Source organism: Streptomyces sp. NPDC003032, assembly GCF_053591415.1.
Genome location: NZ_JBSFTT010000006.1, coordinates 262,745 through 277,148, shown reverse-complemented (window position 1 = coordinate 277,148; position 14,404 = coordinate 262,745). Strand labels below are relative to the sequence as shown.

General features: G+C 71.7%; 13 protein-coding genes. 6 read left to right on the top strand and 7 right to left on the bottom strand.

What is annotated here, in order from left to right; genetic code table 11:
- Positions 1–136: 136 nt before the first annotated feature.
- From ACWDZ7_RS11525 to ACWDZ7_RS11510, 4 genes are all read right to left on the bottom strand, one after another.
- Positions 137–2,353: a TerD family protein gene (locus ACWDZ7_RS11525; protein ID WP_451796466.1), complete on the bottom strand. Its 2,217-nt coding sequence runs from the start codon at positions 2,351–2,353 to the stop codon at positions 137–139.
- Between the two features lie 44 nt (positions 2,354–2,397).
- Positions 2,398–2,976 (bottom strand): TerD family protein, encoded by a 579-nt coding sequence (locus tag ACWDZ7_RS11520; protein ID WP_451516855.1) that lies wholly within the window; start codon positions 2,974–2,976, stop codon positions 2,398–2,400.
- Between the two features lie 155 nt (positions 2,977–3,131).
- Complete coding sequence (gene uvrB, locus ACWDZ7_RS11515) at positions 3,132–5,282, bottom strand: excinuclease ABC subunit UvrB (protein ID WP_451796465.1); 2,151 nt, start codon at positions 5,280–5,282, stop codon at positions 3,132–3,134.
- A gap of 62 nt (positions 5,283–5,344) precedes the next feature.
- Positions 5,345–6,220: an MHYT domain-containing protein gene (locus tag ACWDZ7_RS11510; protein WP_451796464.1), complete on the bottom strand. Its 876-nt coding sequence runs from the start codon at positions 6,218–6,220 to the stop codon at positions 5,345–5,347.
- Positions 6,221–6,494: 274 nt separating this feature from the next.
- Between ACWDZ7_RS11510 and ACWDZ7_RS11505 the strand changes: the two genes are divergently transcribed.
- From ACWDZ7_RS11505 to ACWDZ7_RS11495, 3 genes are all read left to right on the top strand, one after another.
- Positions 6,495–7,391, top strand: a complete 897-nt coding sequence (locus ACWDZ7_RS11505) for a glycerophosphodiester phosphodiesterase family protein (protein WP_451796463.1) — start codon at positions 6,495–6,497, stop codon at positions 7,389–7,391.
- 52 nt (positions 7,392–7,443) lie between these two features.
- Positions 7,444–7,989 carry a methylated-DNA--[protein]-cysteine S-methyltransferase gene (locus ACWDZ7_RS11500; protein WP_451796462.1) on the top strand — a complete coding sequence of 182 codons (546 nt, stop codon included), beginning with the start codon at positions 7,444–7,446 and terminating at the stop codon, positions 7,987–7,989.
- An 83-nt stretch (positions 7,990–8,072) separates the two neighbouring features.
- A complete protein-coding gene (locus ACWDZ7_RS11495; RefSeq protein WP_451796461.1) occupies positions 8,073–9,347 on the top strand; it encodes an MFS transporter in 1,275 nt (424 codons plus the stop codon).
- 35 nt (positions 9,348–9,382) lie between these two features.
- Here ACWDZ7_RS11495 and ACWDZ7_RS11490 read toward each other — a convergent pair whose 3' ends face one another.
- On the bottom strand, positions 9,383–9,748 hold the full coding sequence (locus ACWDZ7_RS11490; protein WP_451796460.1) for a cupin domain-containing protein: 366 nt from the start codon (positions 9,746–9,748) through the stop codon (positions 9,383–9,385).
- Between the two features lie 140 nt (positions 9,749–9,888).
- On the opposite strand from ACWDZ7_RS11490, the gene ACWDZ7_RS11485 reads away from it, so the two are divergent.
- Both ACWDZ7_RS11485 and ACWDZ7_RS11480 read left to right on the top strand, forming a co-directional pair.
- Entirely contained in the window at positions 9,889–10,794 is a 906-nt protein-coding gene (locus ACWDZ7_RS11485; protein WP_451796459.1) for a pseudouridine-5'-phosphate glycosidase, read from the top strand.
- On the top strand, positions 10,791–11,732 hold the full coding sequence (locus tag ACWDZ7_RS11480) for a carbohydrate kinase family protein (RefSeq protein ID WP_451796458.1): 942 nt from the start codon (positions 10,791–10,793) through the stop codon (positions 11,730–11,732). The genes ACWDZ7_RS11485 and ACWDZ7_RS11480 overlap by 4 nt, the downstream gene beginning before the upstream one ends.
- A gap of 506 nt (positions 11,733–12,238) precedes the next feature.
- On the opposite strand, the gene ACWDZ7_RS11475 is transcribed toward ACWDZ7_RS11480, so the two are convergent.
- Together ACWDZ7_RS11475 and ACWDZ7_RS11470 are read right to left on the bottom strand one after the other, a co-directional pair.
- Positions 12,239–13,069 carry a methyltransferase domain-containing protein gene (locus tag ACWDZ7_RS11475; protein ID WP_451516846.1) on the bottom strand — a complete coding sequence of 277 codons (831 nt, stop codon included), beginning with the start codon at positions 13,067–13,069 and terminating at the stop codon, positions 12,239–12,241.
- Between the two features lie 120 nt (positions 13,070–13,189).
- On the bottom strand, positions 13,190–13,378 hold the full coding sequence (locus ACWDZ7_RS11470) for a hypothetical protein (RefSeq protein WP_451796536.1): 189 nt from the start codon (positions 13,376–13,378) through the stop codon (positions 13,190–13,192).
- On the opposite strand from ACWDZ7_RS11470, the gene ACWDZ7_RS11465 reads away from it, so the two are divergent.
- Entirely contained in the window at positions 13,289–14,398 is a 1,110-nt protein-coding gene (locus tag ACWDZ7_RS11465; RefSeq protein ID WP_451796529.1) for a magnesium and cobalt transport protein CorA, read from the top strand. The genes ACWDZ7_RS11470 and ACWDZ7_RS11465 overlap by 90 nt on opposite strands.
- Positions 14,399–14,404: the final 6 nt, after the last annotated feature.

Sequence of the window (14,404 nt, the reverse complement as noted above, 5' to 3'; positions counted from 1 at the left end):
GTCGCAGCCGGGAGTACTCCCCTCCGCTGATAGAAGAGTACGCGAAATACCAAGGGTTGGTAAAGGCGATGGCAAACAAAAACCAAGAGCCCAGCTCAGAAGGGGGCAAAAGGCGCTTTGCCGTCGACGCGGGACCTCAGCGGCCGCCGGTGCGGCGGGCTGCGGCGACCCGGTCGAGTACCTCCCGCAGGACCTGGCTGCCCGGCGGGAAGACCGGCGGGTCGTACGTCCAGGTGTGACCGACCCACGGGTCGGCGAGGTGGTCGTCCGGGACCGGGGTCAGACGCAGGAGCGCGCGCCACAGGGGGTCGAGCAGCGGGCCGTACTCGGCGGCGTCCTCGCGGTCGGCGACCATCATGAGGTGGACGCCGACGGCCGGGCCCTCGTCCGCGAGGTAGCGCAGCTGGGTCACGGCACGGTCGTCGAAGCCGTGCGGGAAGTCGTTGACGATCAGGAGCTGCTCGGCGGTGTCGAGGTCCGGGGGGAGCGCGTCGGCGGCGCCGCCGCGGATCGCCATCTGGACCAGGTCGACGCGCTGGGTGAGCGCGGCGAGGACCGCGCGGACACCGGCCGCACCGGAGGCCGGGGGCCCGGCGAGGACACCGGCCGACACGAGCGGCGCGAACGCGGACGCGGCGGCACCCGCCGCGTCGATGACGTGCACCTGGAACTCGCCCGCCGGATAGGCGGCGAGCAGCCGGGCCGCGTGCGCGACCGCGGTGTCCACGGCGAGGCGGCGCAGCTCGGCGGAGTCGGTGAAGTGGTTGGTGAGGGCCTTGCCGCTGTCGATCCACAGGCCGCGCTCCAGCGGCAGCCGGACGAGCATGGGAATCCGCAGGTCGGTGCGCTCGGGGAGGTGGAGGTCGCCGAGGCGCAGGGCCATCGGGATCTCCATGGGCGCGCGGTAGGCGTGCCAGACGGGGCTGCTCCATGCCGCGTACGCCGGGGGCAGGGCGGGCTCGACGACGTCGGCCTCGGCGGCGAGCTGGGCGAGATCGCGGTCGAGGGCCGCCCTGGCCTGGCCGACGAGGTCGCTGTGCTTGGCACGGGCGCGCTCGCGGGCGGCGTCACCGACGCCGCCGATGCGGCTGCGCGGGTCGTCGAGGACCTTGTCCAGCTCCTGCTCCATGCGGGAGTCGGCGAAGTCGACGGCGCTTCGGTACGCCGCCGTGGCGCGGGCCAGGTCTTCGAACATGCCCCACACCTGGTTGTAGAGCCGCTCCTCCATGGACCAGCCGGTGGCGTCACCCGCGACGGGCTGCGCGGACTCCCCGGGCCGGGCCGGGGGCGCGGCGGACGGTGCCGACGACGGGGGCGCGGCGGCCTGCCGTCCCGGGTGGGTGTAGTCGACGGGGCCGCTCGACGGATCAGCGGGACCGCTCGCGGGGCCGGCGGGGGCGTCACCGCCGGCCGGCTGCCGCGCGGGTGGGACGGGTGGCCCTTGGGGCGGTGCGGGCTCGCCTTGGGCGGGCATGGGCTGGCCTTGACCCGGTAGGGGCTCGCCTTGGGCGGGCATGGGCTGGCCTTGACCCGGTAGGGGCTGGCCGTGCGGAGGCGTCGGCTGCCCTTGAGTCGGCGTGAGTTGACCGTGGGGCGGCGTGGGGTGGCCCTGCGAGGGCGTGGTCTGGCCCTGGGTCGGAGTTGGCGGGACCTGGGACGCGGGCATCTGACCCTGGGTCGGAGTTGGCGGGACCTGGGACGCGGGCGTCTGGGGCCGGGGTGGGGTTGGCGCGGCACGCGGCGCCGTACGCACTCGGGGGTCGTCCGAGGACCGGAGTGGCGGCGCGGCCACGGAGCGGGCCAAGCCCTGTGCCACGGCGTCGTTGATGGCGCCCGCGAGTTCGCGGGCCTCGGGCAGGCCCTGGTCGGTGAGCAGCTCGGCGAGGCCGCCCGCGTACCCCTGGCCGACGGCGCGAACCTTCCAGGCGCCCTGGCGGCGGTAGAGCTCCAGGGCGACGACGGCGGACTCGGCGTCGAGGTCGGTGATGGTGTAGCTGGCGACTTCGGTGCCGTCGAGCCCGGTGACCGCGACGAAGGGGGCGGCCAGGCCGCGGAAGCTCGCAGGGCCCGCGACGCCGCCGGGCAGCGCCAGCAGGACGTTGACCCGGTGGACGGTGGCCGGCAGGGCGCCGAGGTCCACGGCGAGGCGGTGGTCGGCCGCCGCCTGCTTGGAGACTTCGAGGCCCGGCAGGGTGGGCGAGCCGGGGTGGGCCACCCATTCCACGCCGCGGACCTTGCCCTGGTCGTCGCCGAGCGTGGCCCCCGCCACGATCGGCCGGCCGGCCGAGACGCGGATCTCCAGGCGGGTCCCGGGCAGCGGGTGGTTCTGCCCCCGCACCAGCTCGGCCGTCATCGCGTTTCGTTCCCCCTCGTACGTACGGATGGTGCTTATGCGGCTTACAGGTGCGGCAGGATCGACGGCATCAGGTCCTGGAAGGTGCGGCCGTTGGCGGGGTTGCCGATGGCCGTCATCTGCCAGCCCGCGCCCGCGCGGTGGACCTTCGCCATGATCTGGGCGGTGTACTGGCCGCCGCCGTCGAGGGTGTAGCGGGCGAGCTCCTGGCCGTTGGTCTCGTCGACCAGGCGGCAGAACGCGTTCTGCACCTCCTGGAAGGTCTGGCCGGTGAATGAGTTCACCGTGAAGACGATCTGGTCGATGTGGACGGGGATCCGCTGCAGGTCGACGAGGATCGCCTCGTCGTCCCCGCCCTGGCCGACGCCGCCGACGAGGTTGTCGCCGGTGTGCCGCACGGAGCCGTCGTCGCTGACGAGGTGGCGGAAGAAGACGACGTCCACCGGCTGCTTGTCCGCGAACAGGACCGCCGAGGCGTCCAGATCGACCTCGCGGGTGCGGGTGCCGAACAGGCCGCGGCGCGGGGCCGCCTGCCATCCGAGTCCCATGCGCACCGCGGACAGGGCGCCCCCGTCGTCCTTCTGCAGGTTGATGGCCTGACCCTTGGTCATGTTGACCGTCACGCGCTGTCCCCTCTCGAACTGCCTGGGCAACCGCCTCTTGCGGTTGCCCAGAACCCTATGCAGTGCGGCTCGCCCGGCCGAACCGCGGGCCGCACATTGTGGCGGTCCTGCAACAGACCGGCCAGTACGCCGTTTCCCCTGCCCCAGGCGTGCTTCTAGGCCTGGCCCGCCTCCTTCATCTGCCGCAGCTCCTTCTTCATCTCCGACACCTCGTCGCGCAGCCGCGCGGCGATCTCGAACTGCAGGTCGGCGGCGGCCGCGCGCATGCGCGCGGTCATCTCCTCGATCTGCTCGGCCAGTTCGGCCGCGGGGCGGTCGGTCGGGACGGTCCGCCCGCCCTTCTTGCCCTTGGCGGAGGTGGCCGCCTTGCCGGCCTTGGCCGTCTCGCCGCCGAGCGAGGGCACCGGCGCCTTGGCGCCCTTGCCGGCCTTCGGCTTGCGGTAGTCGGAGCCGAGGAGCTGTTCGGTGTCGACCTCTTCGCGCGCGATCGCCGACACGATGTCGTTGATCTTCTTGCGCAGCGGTTGCGGGTCGATGCCCCGCTCCTTGTTGTACGCGATCTGCTTCTCCCGGCGGCGGTTGGTCTCGTCGATGGCCTTCTCCATCGCCGGGGTGATCTTGTCGGCGTACATATGGACCTGTCCGGAGACGTTGCGCGCCGCGCGGCCGATGGTCTGGATCAGGGAGGTCCCCGAGCGCAGGAAGCCCTCCTTGTCGGCGTCGAGGATCGCCACCAGGGAGACCTCGGGCAGGTCGAGGCCCTCGCGCAGGAGGTTGATGCCGACCAGGACGTCGTACTCACCGGCGCGCAGCTCGCGCAGCAGTTCGACGCGGCGCAGGGTGTCGACGTCGCTGTGGAGGTAGCGGACCTGGATACCCAGTTCGAGGAAGTAGTCGGTGAGGTCCTCGGCCATCTTCTTGGTGAGCGTGGTGACCAGGACGCGCTCGTCCTTCTCGGTGCGCGTGCGGATCTCGTGCACCAGGTCGTCGATCTGCCCCTCGGTGGGCTTGACGACGACCTCGGGGTCGATGAGGCCGGTGGGGCGGATGATCTGTTCGACGAAGCCGTCGCCGCGCGAGAGCTCGTACTTCCCCGGGGTCGCCGAGAGGTAGACCGTCTGGTCGATGCGGCCCAGGAACTCCTCCCACTTCAGAGGGCGGTTGTCCAGCGCGGAGGGCAGCCGGAAGCCGTGGTCGACGAGGGTGCGCTTGCGGGAGGCGTCGCCCTCGTACATCGCGCCGATCTGCGGGACCGTGACGTGCGACTCGTCCAGGACGAGGAGGAAGTCCTCGGGGAAGTAGTCGAGGAGGGTGTTGGGGGCGGTGCCGGGGGCGCGGTCGTCGAAGTGCATCGAGTAGTTCTCGACGCCGGAGCAGGAGCCGATCTGGCGGAGCATCTCCAGGTCGTACGTGGTACGCATGCGCAGGCGCTGGGCCTCCAGCATCTTGCCCTGCTTCTCCATCTCGGCGAGGCGGTCGGCGAGCTCCTTCTCGATGCCGTTGACCGCCTTCTCCAGGCGCTCCGGGCCCGCTACGTAGTGCGATGCCGGGAAGACGTACAGGTGGTCGTCGTCGCTGATGACCTCGCCGGTGAGCGGGTGGAGGGTGGAGAGCGCCTCGATCTCGTCGCCGAACATCTCGATGCGGACGGCCAGCTCCTCGTAGACCGGGAAGATCTCGATGGTGTCGCCGCGGACGCGGAAGGTGCCGCGGGTGAACGCCAGGTCGTTGCGCGTGTACTGGATGTCGACGAAGCGGCGCAGCAGCTGGTCGCGGTCGATCTCGTCGCCGATCTTGAGCGAGACCATCCGGTCCACGTACTCCTGCGGGGTGCCGAGGCCGTAGATGCAGGAGACGGAGGCGACCACGATCACGTCGCGGCGGGTCAGCAGCGAGTTCGTCGCGGAGTGGCGCAGGCGCTCCACTTCCTCGTTGATCGAGGAGTCCTTCTCGATGTAGGTGTCCGACTGCGGGACGTACGCCTCGGGCTGGTAGTAGTCGTAGTACGAGACGAAGTACTCCACCGCGTTGTTCGGCAGCAGCTCGCGGAACTCGTTCGCCAGCTGGGCGGCCAGCGTTTTGTTCGGCGCCATCACGAGGGTGGGGCGCTGGAGCTTCTCGATCATCCACGCGGTGGTGGCCGACTTGCCGGTGCCGGTCGCGCCGAGGAGGACGACATCCTTCTCGCCTGCGCGGATGCGTCGCTCCAGCTCGGCGATGGCCGCCGGCTGGTCGCCACTGGGCTGGTACGGACTGACGACCTCGAAAGGTGCCACCGTGCGTTCGATCTTGGATACGGGCCGCATGGAATCCACCGTACGACCCCGCACTGACAACCGGGCAGGATCGGCCGCCGGGCGGCGCTACGTCACCGGTTCTGCGGGGTGCGCGAGCCGGGCCGCCGGCCGGAGCCGCGGCGGGGCCCGGGGACGTGCCGGTCGCCCGAGCGCGGGACGGGGTAGGACCGGCCGGGGCGCCCGCCCTTCGCGCCGCTCCTGGTGTCCGTCCGGTGGCCGCCCATCACCATCAGCGGGTCGAACATCACGATCACGCCCGCGAGGAGCAGGAAGGCGAGCGGCCCGATCATCATCGGCGCGAGGATCTCGGCGGACGAGTCGCCGGGCGGCGCGGCGTCCGAGCCGTGCAGATGGACGCTGAGGGCCGCCATCCCGGTGTAGTGCATGCCGCTCACGGCCAGGCCCATGACGAGGCTCGCGCCCAGGCTCCACAGGAAGCCCCGCACCTGCGCGGCCGCCCAGAGCGCGGCGGTGGCGGCGACCATGGCGATCACCACGGACGCGGCGACGGTGAGCGTGTTGTACTCCAGCGTCCCGCGAAGACGCATACCGGCCATTCCCAGGTAGTGCATCGATGCCACGCCGAGGCCCGTGATCGTCCCGCCGGTGAACAGGGCCGTGCCGGTCGTGCCGCGGTAGCCGACGATGAAGATGCCGACGCCGACCATGACGATGGCGACGGCGAGGCTGGCGAAGGTCAGCGCCTTGTCGTAGTGGATGGGCGCCTCTTCGACGGTGAAGCCCATCATCGCCACGAAGTGCATGGTCCATATCCCGGAGCCGATCGCGGCCGAGCCGAGCGCGAGCCAGCCGGGCCGCCAGGAGTGCGCGACGAGCAGCGATCTGGTCGTGCAGCGCAGCCCGAGTGCTCCTCCTAGGCAGGCCATGGCGTAGGCCACCACCGGTGTGACGACTCCGTAGCTGAACCCGTCGACCGTGCCCTGCATGCGCGGTAGCCCTTCCGCCTGTTGTGCCCAAATGCCGTAAAACGCCCTATTTACCCCCTACCGTCGGCCGTCTGAAGGACCATCGGCTGAGGCAGAGAGTAAAGCTCACGCCGGGGCGTCCGAACGATTTTCCGGCAAAGAATCGCGTTTCCCGCGCGCGGGGTCCTCGACTTTGGTGACTCCGTTCAACCTGTGGCCATCCTGCACCTGTTTCTCGTTGGCCGTGGACTGTCACTCTCGACCGGTCCGCGATCTCACGACGCGAGGAGTACCCGTGTACGCACGCGCTGCCGCTGCCGCCACCGCCGCCCTCCTGGGAGCCGGTGCACTCGTCCTCCCCTCCGCCACCGCCTCCGCGCAGACACCCGCGGCGACGCGCACCGGTGAGCACGACAGACCGCTGATCGTCGCCCACCGCGGCGCCTCCGCCTATGCCCCGGAGAACACGTTCGCGGCCATCGACAAGGCTCGCGACATGGGGTTCCGCTGGGTCGAGAACGACGTCCAGCGCACCAAGGACGGCGAGCTCGTGATCATGCACGACGACAACCTGAAGCGGACGACGGACGTCGAGGAGGTCTTCCCCGGCCGCGCCCCGTGGAAGGTCGCCGACTTCACGGCGGCGGAGATCGCGAAGCTCGACGCGGGCAGCTGGTTCAGCCCGAAGTACGCGGGCCAGCGCGTGCCGACCCTGAAGCAGTACATGCGCCGGGTCTCGCACAACCACCAGAAGCTCGTCTTCGAGTTCAAGAAGCCCGAGCTCTACCCGGGCATCGAGAAGCAGGGCCTGCGTGTGCTCCGCGAGACGGGCTGGCTCGACAAGCACCACGTCAAGAGCAAGCTGGTCATCCAGAGCTTCAGCGCCGACAGCGTGAAGACCGTGCACGCGCTGCGGCCCGATGTGAAGACGGGCTTCCTCGGCACCCCCGCGGTCGCCGACCTGCCCGCGTACGCGAAGTTCTCCGACCAGATCAACTCGACGCACAGCTCCATATCGGCCGGTTACGTCTCCGCGATCCACGCGCTCAAGGGCCCGCACGGCAAGCCTCTGGAGATCTTCACCTGGACCATCAACGACGCCGCGAACGCGGTGCGCGCGGCGAACTTCGGCGTGGACGGGATCATCACCAACACGCCCGACGTCGTGCGTGAGGCGCTGCGGGACGACTGACGCACACCGCTGACGGGCCGCGTTGTCAGTGGGCGGTCGTACGGTGGTCGGCATGGACCAGGACCAGCGTCAGGCCGTGTGGACCGTCGTCGGCAGCGACATCGGCCCCTTGCTTCTCGCCGCGACCGGCGCGGGGCTCGTCACCGTGGCCTTCCACGCCACGGACGACGTGCGGGACAAGACTCTGGAGCGGCTCGGCTCCCGGCTGGGCGCCGAGCCGGTCCGGGCCCCGGACTCGCCGCTGCTCGCCGAGCCGATACGGCAGCTCGCGGCCTACTTCGCGGGCGAGCGGCGCGACTTCGAGCTGCCGCTGGACTGGTCGCTGATCTCCGGCTTCAACCGCCAGGTACTGCGCGAGCTGGCCTCCGGCGTGCCGTACGGCGCGGTGGTGGGCTACGGCGACCTGGCCCGCCGCGTCGGCCGGCCGGGCGCCGCCCAGGCCGTCGGCATCGCGATGGGCGCCAATCCGCTGCCGGTCGTGGTGCCCTGCCACCGCGTGGTGGAGAGCGACGGAGGCATCGGCGGCTTCGGCGGGGGCCTGGAGACCAAGCGGCTGCTGCTCGCGCTGGAGGGGGTGCTGCCCCGGCCGCTGTTCTGACGCCACAGCTCTGTTCCGGTGTCACCACGGCCCGCCGCGGCGACCCTGTTTCGTACGGACGAACGCCCTGGCACACTGCGTCAGTGACTTCGACCCTCGACGCCCCCGACATACCCGGGCCGGAGGCGCTGGCCGCCCTCCGCCGCCGTACGAACGCGGTACTGATCGCCAGTCAGATACTGGGCGGGCTCGGGGTGCCGATCGGCATCGCCCTGGCCCCGATGCTGGCCACCGATGTGAGCGGGACGGAGGCGCTGTCCGGCCTCGCCCCGACCGCTTCCGTGGCCGGTACGGCCCTGCTCTCGCTGCCGCTCGCCGCGCTGATGAACTCGCGCGGGCGGCGTGCCGGGCTCGTCCTCGCGTATGTGATCGGCGCGCTGGGCGCGGGGCTCGTCGTGCTCGCCTCGGTCGTCGAGAGCTTCGCCCTGCTGCTGCTCGGCATGGCGGCCTTCGGGGCGGGCTCGCTGGCCACCCTGCAGGCGCGGTTCGCCGCGGCCGACCTCGCCGAACCCGACCGGCGCGGCCGGGCCATCTCGCACGTCATCTGGGCCACCACGATCGGCTCCGTGCTCGGACCGAACATCTCCGCGCCCGCGAGCCGGATCTTCACCGGCACCTCCATTCCCGAGGAGGCCGGCCCGTTCCTCTTCGCCGCCGGGATCTTCGCGGCCGCCGCGCTGGTGGTGGCGGTGCTGCTGCGGCCCGACCCGCTGCTGACCTCCCGCGCGCTGGCCCCGCAGGACAGCGGGACCGCGCAGAGCCGCTCGCTGAAGGCCGGTGTCGCCGCGGTGGCCGCCTCGCCGATGGCCCGCCTCGCGCTGGTGACGGTGGCCGCGTCGCACACGGTGATGGTCTCGATCATGGTGATGACCCCGGTCGACCTGGGGCACCACGGTGCGAGCCTGCAACTGGTCGGCCTCGTCATCAGCGGTCACATCGCGGGCATGTACGCGTTCTCGCCGGTGATGGGCTGGCTCGCCGACCGGTTCGGCCGCCTCTCCGTGATCGGCCTGGCCGTGGGGCTGCTGTGCTGCGCCGCGCTGCTCGCCGGCACGGCGGGCCCCAGCCACGGCCAGACCGCCGCCGGGCTCTTCCTGCTGGGCCTCGGCTGGTCCGCCGGCCTGGTCTCCGGCTCGGCGCTGCTCACCGACTCGGTGCCGCAGCCCGCCCGGGCCGCCGTGCAGGGCCTTTCGGATCTGACGATGAACGCGGCGGCGGGCATCGGCGGCGCGGCCGCGGGCCTGATCGTCGCGCGGGCGAGCTACGGCTGGCTCAACCTCGTCGGGGTCTGCGTCCTGCTGCCGATGGCCGCGCTCGCCGTGCTCAGGGCGCTCAAAAAGCCTGATTCCAAGGCCTGACTCTCCACTCTCAGGGCGGTCAGGTCTCAGGGCGGTCAGGGCAGCGTGATGTGGTACGCCTTGCGCAGCGTCTCGTGCACCGTCCACGTCGTGCGGTCGCCCTCGCGCAGCACCGCCGCGTCGCCGGGGCCGATCTCCAGCGTGTCGCCGCCCTCGACCTCGACGGTGGCGCGGCCGCTGACGACCACGAACAGCTCATTGGCCTCGGTGTCGGTGACCACACCCGGCGTGATCTGCCAGATGCCGCGCAGCTGCTTGCCGTCGGCGGACTCCCACAGCACCTTGCCGGTCACCACCGGGTCACCGGAGACGATCTGCTCCGGGTCCAGCGGCTCGGCCTCCAGCTCGACATCCGGAATATGCACGGCAAAAGACGCAACAGTTCGATCATTCATGGTCATGGCCGGTCACCCTAGCCGGGGGTCGTACGGAGCCCGCGCGGACCCCCTGCCGGGGTCGGCCTCCGGCGCGCCGGAAGGGTTTGGCGGGGTGCACCGCCCGCCAGGGATGAGGGGAGACCCGACAGGCAGGAGGCAGGCCCGTGCTGGTGGTGTCCGACGAGGTACGGACGGCTGTCGCGCAGCGGCGCCCCGTGGTGGCCCTGGAGTCCACGATCATCGCGCACGGCCTGCCGCGGCCGCGCAACCTCCAGGTGGCGAAGGAACTCGAAGCGGTCGTACGTGATGAGGGCGCTGTCCCCGCGACGATCGCGGTCCTGGACGGGCGCCCCCGTGTGGGCCTGGACATGGCCCAGTTGGAGCGGGTCGCCAACGAGGAGGGCATCCGCAAGCTGGGCCACCGCGATCTGCCGCTCGCCGTCGCGGCGGGCGTCAGCGGGGCGACCACGGTGTCGGCGACGGCGCTGCTGGCCGCGCGCGCCGGGGTACGGGTGTTCGCCACGGGCGGGCTCGGCGGCGTACATCGGGAGTGGACGCAGACGCAGGACGAGTCGGCCGATCTGGGGCTGCTCGCCCGCACCAGGATCACGGTGGTGTGCGCGGGCGTGAAGTCAATCCTGGACGTGGCGGCGACGTTGGAGCGCCTGGAGACGCTGGGGGTCGCGGTCGCGGGGTACCGGACGGACCGTTTCCCCGGCTTCTACCTCGCCGACTCCGGGCACCGCGTGGACTGGACGCTGCGTACGCCCGGGGAGGTCGCCGGGGTGATGCGGGCGCAGGACGCGCTCGGCGGGCCCGACGCGGCGCTGATCGTGGCGAATCCGGTGCCGGAGGCGGAGCAGCTCGATCCCGCGCTCCACGCGCGCGTGCTGGACGAAGCGCTGCGCGCCTGCGAGGAGCGGGGCGTCACGGGGCAGGCGGTCACGCCGTTCCTGCTCGACGAGTTGATGCGGCGCACCGAAGGGGCTTCTTTGGAGGCCAATCTCGCGGCGGTGCGCGGCAACGTACGGCTCGCGGGGCGGGTCGCGGCCGCGTGGGCCGGGCGGTGACGGTGCGGCCGGCTCCGCGCCCGGCCGGGGGGCTGCTCGTCGTCGGGGACGTCGTCATGGACATCGTCGCGCGGCACCGTACGCCGCTCGCGCCGGGCACCGACACGGCCGCGGCCATCCGCGCCGTGCCGGGAGGCGCCGGGGCCAACGTGGCGTGCTGGGCCGCGCATTGGGGGTGCCCGGACGTACGCCTCCTGGGGCGGGTCGGCGCCGACTCCGCGGCGTGGCACGAGGCGGCGCTCACGCGCGCGGGGGTGCGGCCGCGGCTCGTCGTCGACCCCGAGGCGCCGACCGGAACGGTGATCTGCCTGGTGGACGGGGGTGCGGGGGCCGAGCGGACCTTCCTCACGGACAGCGGGGCCTCGCTGCGGCTCTCTTCCGCCGACTGGTCGCCCGCGCTGCTCGACGGTGTGGCCTGGCTGCATCTCTCCGGCTACCTGTTCTTCGCCGCGCCGAGCCGGGCGGCGGCCGGCGCGGCGATGGCTGCGGCACGCGCGCGTGGTGTGCCGGTGAGTGTCGATCCGGCGTCGGAGGGGTTCCTCAAGGAGGTGGGTGTGGAGCGGTTTCTTGCGGCGGTGGAGGGGGTGGCGGTGCTGTTGCCCAGCAAGGGGGAGGCGGAGTTGCTCGCGGGGGTGTCCGGGGCGGCGGCCGCCTCGGTGGAGCTGAGCCGCCGCTTCTCCGTGGTGGCGGTCACCTCGGGGCTGGGTGGGGCGGTGGTGGCTCGGGGTGGTGAGGTGCTGGGGCGGGTTTCCGCGGTGCGGGCGAGGGTGCGGGACACCACGGGGGCGGGTGACGCGTTCACCGGGGCGTTTCTGGCCTCGCGGCTGGCGGGGGCGGGGCTTTTGGGGGCGGCGGCGGAGGGGTGTCGGGCGGGGGGTGTGGCTGTGGGGCGGGTGGGGGGTCGGCCGCCGGGCGGGGTGCGGTGCGGTTCTGGATAGGGGCGGGGGGCTGGGGGTTGCGGTCTGCTTTGGACTGCGGGTTGTGGGGTCGGCTGGTCGCGCCGCTCCCCGCGTGCCCTCCCGGGGGGCTGGCCCCGTGTTTATAGTGCCGGTCGTCTCGGGCTGGTCGCGCCGTTCCCCGCGCCCCTGCCGAGGGACCTGGACCCGTCTTTGGAGTGCCGGTTGCCTTGGGCTGAGCGCGCCGTTCCCCGCACCCCTGCCAGGGGGCCTGACCCGTCTTCAAAGTGACGGTTGCCTTGGGCTGAGCGCGCCGTTCCCCGCGCCCCTTCGGGCGCGCTGGACCCGTCTTCGGAGTGCCGGTTGCCTTGGGCTGGTCGCGCAGTTCCCCGCGCCCCTGTCGGAGGGCTCGTCCCGTCCTCAAAGTGACGGTTGCCTTGGGCTGAGCGCGCCGTTCCCCGCGCCCCTGCCGAGGTGGGGCTCTCGTCTTCGAAGTGGCCGTTTTCGTGGGGCCGGGCTCGGGCGCGGGGAAGGGGTCTTGTGGAGGGTTACTGCTTTCTTCCCCAGGTCGAGATCAGGGGGGAGGTCGCCACGTCCATGGAGGGTGTGGCGATGTTCGACAGGTGGTTGTCGAGGTCGTCGGGGGTGGTGAGGCCCGCTGCGATCAGGTCCTGGCGGAGTTGTTGGAGGGTCGTTGTCTCCAGGGCCGCGCAGGCCGGTGAGGCCAGGGGGAAGTACGCGTCGGACTCCACGTGGCGCAGGCCCGCCTCGCGCAGCAGGCGGGGCAGCCGGCGGCCGTACGCGAGGTCGGCGCCGCGTTCCGCGAGCAGCGTGCGCACGGCGCGGCGGAGCCGGTTGGCCAACTCCTGTGCCGGACCGTACTCGTCGGGGCAGGCCAGGGGCTGGAGCGCGGGGTCGGCCTCCTCGATCAGGAGCCTGCCGCCGGGCCGCAGCGCCCTGAGCATCGACTTCAAGGCCCCCTCCTGATCCGCGACGTCGGCCAGGACGAGCCGCGCGTGCACGAGGTCGAACCCCTCGATGGGCGGCGGGTCGGCGGCGACGTCGTGCGTGCGCACTTCGAGGGGCGAGCGCGCGGCCCGCGTCTGCCAGGACGTGTCGATGTCCGTCGCCAGGACCCTGCCGGTGGGGCCGACCCGCTTGGCGAGCCAGGAGATCACGGAGGTGCCGCCCGCCCCCACCTCCCAGCAGCGCCAGCCGGGGCCGATGCCGAGGCGCTCGATGTGTCCGAAGGTCGTGGGGTCGAAGAGGGCGGCGTAGGCGGCGAAGCGCTGTTTGTCCTGGGCCTGCCGGGCGTCGGAGAGCTGACGGGGGTCGGGGAGCTGCCGAGGGTCGAGGAGGTGGCCGTCGATTCGCGTCATGCCAGGATCATCCCAGTTGTCCGGCTTGCTCCCGGGAGGCAGAACCGGTCATTCCGGAACGGAATGCTCCGTTCCCACAGGCCTCAGCGGAGTACGCAACCGTCCTGGCAGACTGACACGTCACGTCATCAGCGCGAGGAGCCCCACATGTCGATGGCAGGCAACCTGCGAAAAGTCGGAAGCCTGGGCAAGGTCGGAAACCTGAGCAAGGTCGGAAGCCTGAGCAAGGTCGGAAACCTGAGCAAGGTCACAGGCCTTCGGAAAGTGGCCCGCCTGGGCCGCCGCGGCGCCCGCGTCGACCTGAGCCACCCAGCCCGCTCCCCCCTGGGCTCGTCGGTGGTGAACTGCGTGACGTACCGCGAGGGGGTGCGCCAGCCCCCCGGCCGCGACCTGGTGGAGGCGGTGGAGCGCATCCGCAAGACGGACGACGGATTCGTCTGGCTGGGTCTGCATGAACCGACGGAGCAGGAGTTCGCCGGCATCGCCGACCTCTTCGACCTGCACCCGCTCGCCGTGGAGGACGCGGTGCACGCGCATCAGCGCCCGAAGGTGGAGCGGTACGACCACACACTGTTCGCCGTCTTCAAGACCGTCTGCTACGTGGAGCACACGGAACTGACCTCGACCAGCGAGGTGGTGGACACCGGCGAGATCATGGCCTTCGTGGGCCGGGACTTCGTCATCACGGTCCGGCACGGCCGGCACGGCTCGCTCGGCCCGCTGCGCGAGGAGCTGGAGGCCTCGCCCGAGCAGCTGGCCCAGGGACCGGCCGCCGTGCTGCACGCGATCGCCGACCATGTCGTGGACGACTACCTCGCGGCGACGGACGCGGTGCAGTCGGACATAGACCAGGTCGAGACGGCCGTCTTCGCGCCGGACGGCGAGCGGCTCGACCCCGGCCGCATCTACCAGCTCAAGCGCGAACTGCTGGAGCTGAAGCGGGCGGTGGTGCCGCTGGGCCGCCCGCTCCAGGTGCTCGCCACCCAGCCGATGCGGGTCATCGCCCCGGAGATACAGGCGTACTTCCGGGACGTCGACGACCACTTGAAGCGGGCCACCGAGCAGATCGCCGCCTTCGACGAGCTGTTGAACTCGATTCTCCAGGCGCACCTCGCGCAGGTGACGGTCGCGCAGAACGAGGACATGCGGAAGATCACCGCTTGGGCGGCGGTCATCGCGGTGCCGACGATGGTCTGCGGTATGTACGGCATGAACTTCGATCACATGCCCGAACTGCACTGGCGGTTCGGGTACCCGCTGATCATGAGCTTCGTCGCGGCGGCCTGTTTCACGCTGTACCGCGGGTTCAGGAGGAGCGGCTGGCTGTGATCCCGG

Excerpts from the sequence above, each read along its gene's own strand:
- ACWDZ7_RS11525 (WP_451796466.1), bottom strand. The coding sequence starts at position 2,353 with ATGACGGCCGAGCTGGTGCGGGGGCAGAACCACCCGCTGCCCGGGACC.
- uvrB (WP_451796465.1), bottom strand. The coding sequence starts at position 5,282 with ATGCGGCCCGTATCCAAGATCGAACGCACGGTGGCACCTTTCGAGGTC.
- ACWDZ7_RS11510 (WP_451796464.1), bottom strand. The coding sequence starts at position 6,220 with ATGCAGGGCACGGTCGACGGGTTCAGCTACGGAGTCGTCACACCGGTG.
- ACWDZ7_RS11500 (WP_451796462.1), top strand. The coding sequence starts at position 7,444 with ATGGACCAGGACCAGCGTCAGGCCGTGTGGACCGTCGTCGGCAGCGAC.
- ACWDZ7_RS11490 (WP_451796460.1), bottom strand. The coding sequence starts at position 9,748 with ATGACCATGAATGATCGAACTGTTGCGTCTTTTGCCGTGCATATTCCG.
- ACWDZ7_RS11475 (WP_451516846.1), bottom strand. The coding sequence starts at position 13,069 with ATGACGCGAATCGACGGCCACCTCCTCGACCCTCGGCAGCTCCCCGAC.